The sequence below is a fragment of the Kitasatospora sp. NPDC007106 genome, from assembly GCF_040634455.1.
GTDB lineage: Bacteria > Actinomycetota > Actinomycetes > Streptomycetales > Streptomycetaceae > Kitasatospora > Kitasatospora arboriphila.
Map to the genome: position 1 here is coordinate 1 of NZ_JBEYFP010000206.1, position 9457 is coordinate 9457.

Here is a 9457-nt window from a genome sequence, read left to right on the forward strand (position 1 = left end):
TCCCGGTGGAGTTCCCCGTCCCGCTGGTCGACGACGCGCTGCTGGCGACCGGCGGCCCGCTCGGCTCCTCGTACGGTCTGCTCCGCGAACTGCAGGCGGTGGCACCGGTGTTGGGCATCGACGTGCTCGAACCGCCGGCACCGACCCGGCCGCTCTCGCCGACCGGCCTCGAACAGCCCTTCGCCCCGCCGCTGGACGAGGCGCACCACCCGTTCGCGCGGGAGCGGCACGCCTGGGCCGGCCTGTACGCGGCGGCGACCCGCAGCGTCACCCAGGGCTCGATGATCGTCTTCGCCTGAGCCTGAGCCCGAGCCCGAGCCCGAGCCGGGGCCGGGGCCTCGGCCGCGGCCGGCACACGGAAGGGCGGGCCCGCCGGGCCCGCCCTCTGCTGTCGGTGCGCGCGGTCAGCGCAGCGGGCCCTCCGGCGGGCGCTGGCGCGGCATGGTGGGCCGGGTACCGGGCGGCGGCAGCACCCGCACCTGGGCGCCGATCCCGCCCTCGGAGCGGCCGCCCCAGACGCCCGGTGCCTGGGTGGGCAGTTGGGTCATCGTCGCGCGGAACTCCAGCATCCACTCCGAGGTCTCGGTGCGGACCATGTCGGAGACGTCCTCGCAGAACCGCCGCAGCACGCCCAGGCAGCGCTCGGCGGCCTCGCCCGCGGTGCCCTCGGTGGGGCCGAGCACCTCGCGGACGCACTCCGAGGCCCAGTCGAACTGGAAGGCCTCCAGTCGCCGCTGCAGCGCCTGCGCGGTGGAGACGTCCCGCATCCAGCCGGAGGTCAGGCCGAAGCCGCGGTCGGTCAGCAGGCAGGCGGCCGACGCCGCGAGGCCCACGTAGCCCCAGCCGGCGGCGCCGTCCAGGACCCCGGTCATGCCGACCAGCGGGGCGCTCACCCCGGCGACGCCGGACACCGCGGCGCCGAAGCGCAGCAGCCGGGCCCAACGCCGCTTCCAGACACGGTCCTTGCGGTACCAGTCGATCGCCTCCACGGCCCGTTCCTCGGACCAGCGGTAGAGCTCCTCCAGCCGCTCGGCGGGCTCGCCCCAGTCGCCGAGCGGGAACTGACGGGCGCTCAGGTCGGTGCGGCGGCGCGTCGGAGTGCGGCCGGCCGAGGCCGGGGAGGGCTGGTCCTCCTCACCGACGTCCTTGCCCCAGGGGCTCTCCTCGGGTTGCATTTCCGGCTGGCTCACCTGTGGGGCTCCCTGTGGCGGGTGACAGTGCAGTCCTGGCTGGACGCCCGGCTGACGGTGCGTCTAACCGACGCATCGTCGGACATGGCTCCGTGCGCGGGTGGTGTGAGCCGCCCATGGTGCCGTGCTCCGGCAGTCCGCCGGTTCTCGTCCATCAGCACTTCTTACCCCCAAATGGCTTACCGTGGGGGCGCTTCGGCTGTGATCGTTATCCGAATTCGGGTCCGGAAGCCGAGGTGAGAGGGTTTCGTCGGGCGGCGAGATTTCACTCTTCCGAGCGAGGCCGGGCGGGCCCGCGGACATGACCCGCGGCCTGCGGCGGCGCCCGGTGGCCGCCCCGCCCCCTCCGGATTGGACGATCCTCCAGATCGGATGCGCCGAAAAGCGGCAGCATTGGAGGTTTCGCCACAGTCGGCACCCCGGCGGCACGAGCACGGATCCGGCCACCGACTACCCTTGCCAAGCGTGAAGGTCCTCGTAATCGGCGGCGGCGCCCGCGAACACGCCCTGTGCCGCTCACTGTCCCTCGATCCCGCCGTCACCGAGCTGCACTGCGCCCCGGGCAACGCCGGGATCTCGCAGGTCGCCACGGTGCACCCGGTCGACCAGCTGGACGGCGCGGCCGTCACCGCCCTGGCCCGGGAGCTCGCCGCCGACCTGGTGGTGGTCGGCCCCGAGGCCCCGCTGGTGGCCGGCGTCGCCGACCCGCTGCGCGCGGCCGGCATCCCCGTCTTCGGCCCGTCCGCCGAGGCGTCTCAGCTGGAGGGCTCCAAGGCCTTCGCCAAGGACGTGATGGCCGGCGCCGGCGTGCCGACCGCCCGCTCGTACGTCTGCACCACCGCCGAGGAGGCGGCCGCCGCGCTGGACGCCTTCGGCGCCCCGTACGTGGTCAAGGACGACGGCCTGGCCGCCGGCAAGGGCGTCGTGGTCACCTCCGACCGCCAGGCCGCGCTGGAGCACGCCGCGGCCTGCGAGCGCGTGGTGATCGAGGAGTACCTCGACGGCCCCGAGGTGTCGCTCTTCGCGATCACCGACGGCACCACCGTGCTGCCGCTCGTCCCCGCCCAGGACTTCAAGCGCGCCCTGGACGGCGACGAGGGCCCCAACACCGGCGGCATGGGCGCCTACTCGCCGCTGCCCTGGGCCCCCGAGGGCCTGGTCGAGGAGGTGCTCGCCACCGTCCTGCAGCCGACCGTGGACGAGCTGCGCCGACGCGGCACCCCGTTCTCCGGCCTGCTCTACGCGGGCCTCGCGCTGACCTCGCGCGGCACCCGCGTGATCGAGTTCAACGCCCGCTTCGGCGACCCGGAGACCCAGGTCGTGCTGGCCCGGCTGCGCACCCCGCTGGCCGGCGTGCTGCTGGCCGCCGCCGAGGGCGCGCTGGCCGGCCTGGAGCCGCTGCGCTGGGACGAGGGCGCCGCGGTGACCGTGGTCGTGGCGTCCGAGGGCTACCCGGCCGCGCCGCGCACCGGCGACCCGATCGAGGGCCTGGCCGAGGTCGCCGACGAGCACACCCACGTGCTGCACGCCGGCACCCGGGCGGGCGAGGGCGGCGAGGTGCTCAGCGCCGGCGGCCGCGTGCTGTCGGTCACCGCGACCGGCGCCGACATCGCCGAGGCCCGCGAGCGGGCCTACCGCGGGGTCGCGAAGATCTCGCTCAAGGGCTCGCACCACCGCACCGACATCGCGCTGAAGGCCGCGCAGTAGCGCACGGCCGTCGACGGCGCCGAGGGCGCTGCCTCCGCGGGGACACCCCCATGGGCGCAGCGCCCTCGGGCGTTTCTCGACCCGTTCGGCGGACCTCCGGAGGTTCCCTGAAGCCGGGAATCCAGCCCTTCGGGTGACTCATGGGGCATCCGGCTGACGCAACCGGCGCTCCGGTCGTAGGGTGCGCTGAATCGCGCCCGCCCGCGGTGCCGGACCGCGTCACCCGCGGTACCGCCGCCGGGTGGGGCGACGCTCCCGGGGGGATGCTGGGGGCGTCCGGATTGTTCGCACCGTCACCAGGACGAGTGGAAAGCGGTGCGATCCGGAACACCCATCTGCACGAGGGCGTCAAAACTGTCAGAAGAGCCATGCAGGATGCACAACCGGGGGCGGCTGCCGCCGAGCCCCGGTCGGATACTGATCATTTCGAGTCGCTCGGACGCCTCGGCCACCGGTCCCGCCGGCCCTGCCGGCCCCGGCCCACTGGCCTCCGACCGCTCCGAAGGGGGTGCCGCGCCGAATGGCCGCTGTCGACGCCGCACGCGCGCATGCCCAGGCCGTGCTGCGAATCCGTGGCTGGGCCCTGGCCGCCACCGTTGTCCCCGCCGCCCTGGCCGTCGTGCTGCTGGCGGGCCGTCTCACCGGCCGGATCGGCGCGCCGGGCTCGCCCGACGGCGGCACGTGGGACGCCGTCCGCTGGGCGGTGGCCGCCGTCGCCGTCCTGGCGCTGGTGACCGGCTGGCTGGTGCACCGCTCGCACCGCACCGCGGTGCCGCCGGCCACCCCGGCCGTCCCGGTCCGCCCGGAGGAGGCGCCCGAGCTCTACCGGCTGCTGGTCGACCTCGCCGAGCGCCTGGAGGTGCCCGTGCCCTCCGGGATCGCGCTGACCCCGGACTGCGACAGCTGGCTGGAGGAGCCCGCCGGCCCGCACCGCCGGGGCACCCCGCACCCGGCGCCCGTCCTGGTGCTCGGCTCGCCCTTCCTGTGGTGGATGCGGGCCGGTGAGCTCCGCGCCCTGCTCGCCCCCGTGGTGGCCGGCACCGCCGTCGCCGCCGACACCGACATCGCCGCCGCCCGGCGTTTCGTCCGCAGTCTGGACGCCGCGCTCGGCGAGCCGCACCGCGGCCCGGCCGCGGTGATCGACCGGATCAACCGCCTGCTGCTCGGCGCCTGCCGCGAGCACTCCGCCGAGCTGGAGCGCTCGGCGGCGGCCTGGGCATCGCACCAGGCCAGGGCGGTCGACTACGGGATGCGGATCGCCGCCCAGGAGCAGGTCGGCCTCGCCTACGCGGGGTGGGACCGCCTGCTCACCCGGGTCGCGCTGCCCGCCTGGCGGCTCGGCCGCCACCCCGAGCACCTGAACGCGGGCGTGGTCGCCGCGCTCACCGAGCTGGCCCGCCGCGACCGGCTCGCCGACGGCTACGAGACCCGCCTCGGCGACCGGCCCGCCTGCGACCTGCTGGAGGAGCCGGGCCGGGTGGACGCCGCCGTCTCGCTGCTCGCCGCCGACCTGCTCCACCAGGTGCCGCCCGGCGGCTGGCAGCCGCTCGAATGGGACGCCTACCCGGGTGAGGTCGCCGTGCGCGGCTGGCGCGACAAGTCCGCCGTGCTGCAGGCCGCCCTGGACGACCCGGGGGCCGGGCGGGCCGACGGCCCGCCGCTCGCGCGGGTGCTCGCCCGGCTCGCCGGCGGCGGCGGAGACGCCCTGGCCGCCGCGCTGGCCGGCCGCTGCGGCCACACCGCGCCCGGCCGCCACGCCCGCGACCTGCTCGCCGACCACCTCACCGCGATGGTCAGCTGCGCCGTGGTCGACGCCGGTGCCGCCGTCGCCGGCCTGGACTGGCTGGACGGCCCGGTGCTGCTGATGGGCGGCGTACGGCGGGCCGACCTCGTCGCGGTGGTCGGCCAGGCCGTCGAACTCGGCAAGGACGCACCGCTGCGGGGCTGGTTGGAGACGGCGGGCGTGCGGCTCGCGCGCCCCGTGCGCAGTTGATGACGAATCATGCGGAATCGGGCGTCTTGCCTACCAGTTGCTACGGTGGGGTGACGCAGTGCCAGCAACCTGTGGTGTGCTGGACCGCACGCACATCCGTGTGGCACATGCCAGTCGCGGACGGGCGCGCCGAGCCTGACGCCGGCGACCGTGGGAGGGGCGCGTGGGGACGGAACTCAACCGCCGCTGGGAGTCCGGCACGCTGGCGCACGGCGTGTCCGACCCCTTCGGCCAGGGGCCGCTGCCGTGGCTGCGCAGCCCCGACCAGTACCTCGCCGACGGCGGGGTGCCGTGGTACGTCAGCGTCGACGCACCGGGCCAGCAGCCGCTGAGCGCGCCCCGGCCCGCGCCGGTGGTGAACAGCCCGGCCAACGCCGACGACGTCGACCAGCAGATCAAGGGGTTCGCCTCGGCCGGCGTGGTCCGGCCCGGCGGCTCGGTGGACTTCCGGGTGACGGTGAACCCGCCCCGCGAGTTCACCGTGGACGTCTACCGGATCGGCCACTACGGCGGCGACGGCGCCCGCCAGGTCACCTCCAGCCCGCTGATCTCCGGCCTGGCCCAGGCCGCGCCGCTGGTCGTCGGCCGTACCGTCTCCTGCCACCACTGGTGGCAGTCCTGGCGGCTGCACATCCCCGCGCACTGGCGCCCCGGCGCGTACGTTGCGGTCCTCACCACCGCCGACGACCGGCACCGCAGCCACGTCCCGTTCACCGTCCGCGACGCCGACCCGGAGCACCCGGCGGACCTGCTGCTCGTCCTGCCCGACGTGACCTGGCAGGCCTACAACCTCTTCCCCGAGGACGGGCACACCGGGGCCAGCCTCTACCACGCCTGGGACGGGCAGGGCCGGTTGGTCGGCGAGTCCGAGGCCGCCGTCACCGTCTCCTTCGACCGCCCGCACGCCGGCGCCGGACTGCCGCTGCACGTCGGCCACGCCTACGACTTCATCCGCTGGGCCGAGCGGTACGGCTACGACCTGGCCTACGCCACCGCCACCGACCTGCACGCCGGCCTGGTCGAGCCGGAGCACCACCGCGCGATGGTCTTCCCCGGGCACGACGAGTACTGGTCCGAGCCGATGCGGCGGACGGTCGAGTTCGCGCGCGACACCGGCACCTCGCTGGTCTTCCTCTCCGCCAACACCATGTACTGGCGGGTCGACCTCTCGCCGGGGCCGTCCGGCGAACCGAACCGGCTGCTCAACTGCCGCAAGCGGCAGAAGGTCCCGGCCGGCAACCCGGCCGCCGGGCTGCCCGGTACCCCGGGCGCGCTCTGGCGCGAGGCCGGAGAGCCGGAGCAGGCCCTGCTCGGCGTGCAGTACGCCGGGCGGGTCCCCTCGCCCGCCCCGATGATCGCCCGCAACACCGGCCACTGGCTGTGGGCCGGCACCGGCCTCCAGGACGGCGACCCGCTGCCCGGCCTGGTCGCCGGCGAGGCCGACCACTACCACCCGCGGGCCCCACTGCCCGACCACACCGAGCGGACCCTGCTCGCCCACTCCCCGTACCGCGACAGCGCCGGGCGGCTGCGGCACCAGCAGACCTCGCTCTACCGGGCGCCCAGCGGCGCGTACGTCTTCGCCGCCGGCACCTTCGCCTGGTCGCCGGCGCTGGACCGTCCCGGGCACACCGACGAGCGCGTCCAGCGGGCCACCGCCAACCTGCTCGACCACCTCTGCAAGGAGGCCGGCGGGCCGACGTGAAAGACTCGGGCCGTCAGCCCCCTTCCCTGAGGACGAGACGACCTTGAGCGGATTTGTCACCAAGCCCGAGCCCGTCCAGGTTCCCGGCCTGGTCCACCTGCACACCGGCAAGGTGCGCGACCTGTACCGTGCCGCCAACGGCGACCTGGTGATGGTGGCCAGCGACCGGACCTCCGCCTTCGACTGGGTGCTGCCCAACGAGATCCCGGACAAGGGCCGCATCCTCACCCAGCTCTCGCTGTGGTGGTTCGAGCGGATCGCCGACCTGGTGCCCAACCACGTGGTCTCCACCGAGCTGCCGGCCGGCGCCCCCGCGGACTGGAAGGGCCGGACGCTGATCTGCCGCAGCCTGGAGATGGTGCCGGTCGAGTGCGTCGCCCGCGGCTACCTGACCGGCTCCGGCCTCGTCGAGTACCGGGACTCCCGCACCGTCTGCGGCATCGCCCTCCCCGACGGCCTGGAGGACGGCTCCGAGCTGCCCGCCCCGATCTACACCCCGGCCCTCAAGGCCGAGGTCGGCGAGCACGACGAGAACGTCCCCTACGAGGAGACCGCCCGCCGCCTGGGGGCCGAGCTGGCCGCCACCCTGCGGCAGACCACCCTCGCGGTGTACGCCCGGGCCCGGGACATCGCCCGCGACCGGGGGATCATCCTCGCCGACACCAAGTTCGAGTTCGGTCTGCTGGACGGCGAGCTGATCATCGGCGACGAGGTGCTGACGCCGGACTCCTCCCGCTTCTGGCCCGCCGACGAGTGGCAGCCGGGCCAGGTCCAGCCGTCCTTCGACAAGCAGATCATCCGCAACTGGCTGGCCTCGCCGGAGTCCGGCTGGGACCGCACCGGCGAGGAGCCGCCGCCGGCCCTGCCCGCCGAGATCGTCGAGCGGACCCGCGCCAAGTACATCGAGGCCTACGAGCGCCTCACCGGGACGTCCTGGGCCTGACAGGGAGCCACACCGGGCCAGCCACATCAGGGCGGGGGAACTACGCAGTCCGGGGGTGGGCACCGTGACGAACAGGGGATGACCCCGATTCGTCCGTGAGCCCCGTCCGGGTTGCGCAGTTCCCCCCGGCCTTCGGCCGGGAGGTGCCCCCACGCGCCCCTGTGCTGCCCGTCTTAGATCCAGCCGTGTTCGCGGGCTATGCGGACGGCGGCGTGGCGGTTCTCGGCGCCGAGCTTGCCGGCGGCGGAGGACAGGTAGTTGCGGACGGTGCCGGGGGAGAGGGCGGCCCGTTCGGCGATCTCGGCGATCGAGGTGCCGTGCGCGGCGAGCTCCAGGACGTCGGTCTCCCGCGGGGTGAGCGGACTGTCGCCCGCGCTGATGGCGTCGGCCGCGAGCTCCGGGTCGACGTAGCGGCCGCCCGCGACGACCGTGCGGATGATGCCGGCGAGGTCGGAAGCGGAGACGGTCTTCGGCAGGAACCCGCGCACCCCGACCTCCAGGGCCCGCTTGAGGTAGCCGGGCCTGCCGTGCCCGGTGACGATCATCGTCCGGCAGCCCGGCAGGACGTGTCGCAGCTCGGCGGCGACCTCCAGCCCGTCGAGCCCCGGCATCTGCAGGTCGAGGACGGCGACGTCGGGCCGGTGCGCACGGGCCATGGCGAGGGCCTCCGGCCCGGACGCGGCCTGGGCGACGACCTGCAGGTCGTCCTCCAGCCCGAGCAGGGTGGCCAGGGCGCCGCGGATGAGGTGCTCGTCGTCGGCGAGCAGGACGCGGACGGGATCGGTCACGGGGCGGCCACCTCCAGGGCCGGGAGGTCGAGCGGGAGCGATGCGGTGAGCCGGAATCGGCCCGGGTCGGCGGGCGGGGTGGCGAGCCCGCCGCCGTGGGCGGCGAGCCGTTCGCGCAGGCCGAGCAGGCCGGTGCCGGGGTGGTCGCGGTCGGCCGCCGGGCCGGTGACGCCGTCGTTCTCGACCGTCAGCCGGGCCTGCCCGCCGTCGAGGCGCAGGGTGACCGTGCAGCGCCCGGCCTCGCTGTGCCGCAGCACGTTGGTGGTCGCCTCGCGGACGACCCAGCCGAGCACGGACTGGGCCGTGAGCGGCAGGGCGGCGGAGCCCGGGCCGAGGTCGATGTCGCACTCGACGCCCGCGGCGCGCAGCACGGACCGGGCGCCGGCGACCTCGGCGGCCAGGTCGGCCGTCCGGTAGCCGCGGACGACCTCGCGGACCTCGCGCTGCGACTCCCGGGCGATCCGCTGGACCTCGACCATCTGGTCGGCCGCCTCGGTGCGGCCGCGGCGGGCGAGCTGGACGGCGAGCTCGCTCTTCAGCGCGATGGTGGTGAGGTTGCGGCCGAGCACGTCGTGCAGGTCGCGGGAGAAGCGGAGCCGTTCCTCGGCGACGGCGAGCCGGGCCTGCGCCTCGCGGGCGGCGTCGAGCTCCCACACCACGGCGGCGATCCACGCGGTGCCCCGCCAGGTCGCGCCGATGAAGACCATGGCGATCCCGGAGCCGACGGCCAGGCCGAGCGCCGTGGCGGTCGGGATGCCGGCCAGCGCCGCGGCGGGGACGGAGAGCGCCAGCCCGAACAGCCCGATCGGCGCGGTGGCCTTCAGCGGGACGGCGACGGCCACCGGGGCGAACCAGAAGACGAGCAGCCAGGTGGCGGTCGCGACGCCGGTGGGGACGGGATCCTCGCCGGTCGGGTGGGTGGTGCCGAGCACGGCCCAGTAGCAGAGCAACGTGCCGACGCTGAAGGCGACCAGCCAGCCGGTGGGCCGGGAGCGGCGGCCGAGGTAGTGCGCGAGCCCGGCACGGCAGCAGACGACGAACAGTGCCGTGGCGGTCAGCGAGGCGGCGACGGCGGAGAGCCGGACGGTGCCGGGCAGTTCCGCCCCGTGCTTGCCCGTGACGGCGCCGAGC

At 75.4% G+C, this 9457-nt stretch carries 7 protein-coding genes and 1 pseudogene; 5 read left to right on the forward strand and 3 right to left on the reverse strand.

Features of this window, described 5'->3' with window-relative positions; translation table 11 throughout:
- Window positions 1-299, forward strand: a pseudogene (locus ABZ641_RS17840) (hypothetical protein); the annotation flags it as partial.
- A gap of 105 nt (window positions 300-404) precedes the next feature.
- Here the strand turns inward: ABZ641_RS17840 and ABZ641_RS17845 are convergent.
- Entirely contained in the window at window positions 405-1175 is a 771-nt protein-coding gene (locus ABZ641_RS17845) for an SLATT domain-containing protein (RefSeq protein ID WP_344622195.1), read from the reverse strand.
- 480 nt (window positions 1176-1655) lie between these two features.
- Between ABZ641_RS17845 and purD the strand changes: the two genes are divergently transcribed.
- From purD to ABZ641_RS17865, 4 genes are all read left to right on the forward strand, one after another.
- Window positions 1656-2897: a phosphoribosylamine--glycine ligase gene (gene purD, locus ABZ641_RS17850; protein ID WP_344622174.1), complete on the forward strand. Its 1242-nt coding sequence runs from the start codon at window positions 1656-1658 to the stop codon at window positions 2895-2897.
- Window positions 2898-3417: 520 nt separating this feature from the next.
- On the forward strand, window positions 3418-4890 hold the full coding sequence (locus tag ABZ641_RS17855; protein WP_359982865.1) for a hypothetical protein: 1473 nt from the start codon (window positions 3418-3420) through the stop codon (window positions 4888-4890).
- 163 nt (window positions 4891-5053) lie between these two features.
- The gene (locus tag ABZ641_RS17860) at window positions 5054-6595 is read left to right on the forward strand and encodes a N,N-dimethylformamidase beta subunit family domain-containing protein (RefSeq protein ID WP_344622172.1); all 1542 of its coding nucleotides are present in this window, start codon (window positions 5054-5056) and stop codon (window positions 6593-6595) included.
- Between the two features lie 43 nt (window positions 6596-6638).
- On the forward strand, window positions 6639-7538 hold the full coding sequence (locus ABZ641_RS17865; protein WP_344622171.1) for a phosphoribosylaminoimidazolesuccinocarboxamide synthase: 900 nt from the start codon (window positions 6639-6641) through the stop codon (window positions 7536-7538).
- 173 nt (window positions 7539-7711) lie between these two features.
- On the opposite strand, the gene ABZ641_RS17870 is transcribed toward ABZ641_RS17865, so the two are convergent.
- Both ABZ641_RS17870 and ABZ641_RS17875 read right to left on the reverse strand, forming a co-directional pair.
- Window positions 7712-8326, reverse strand: a complete 615-nt coding sequence (locus ABZ641_RS17870; RefSeq protein WP_263104456.1) for a response regulator transcription factor — start codon at window positions 8324-8326, stop codon at window positions 7712-7714.
- The coding region (locus ABZ641_RS17875; RefSeq protein ID WP_359982869.1) for a sensor histidine kinase at window positions 8323-9457 on the reverse strand (1135 nt) is incomplete at its 5' end. The genes ABZ641_RS17870 and ABZ641_RS17875, both read right to left, overlap by 4 nt.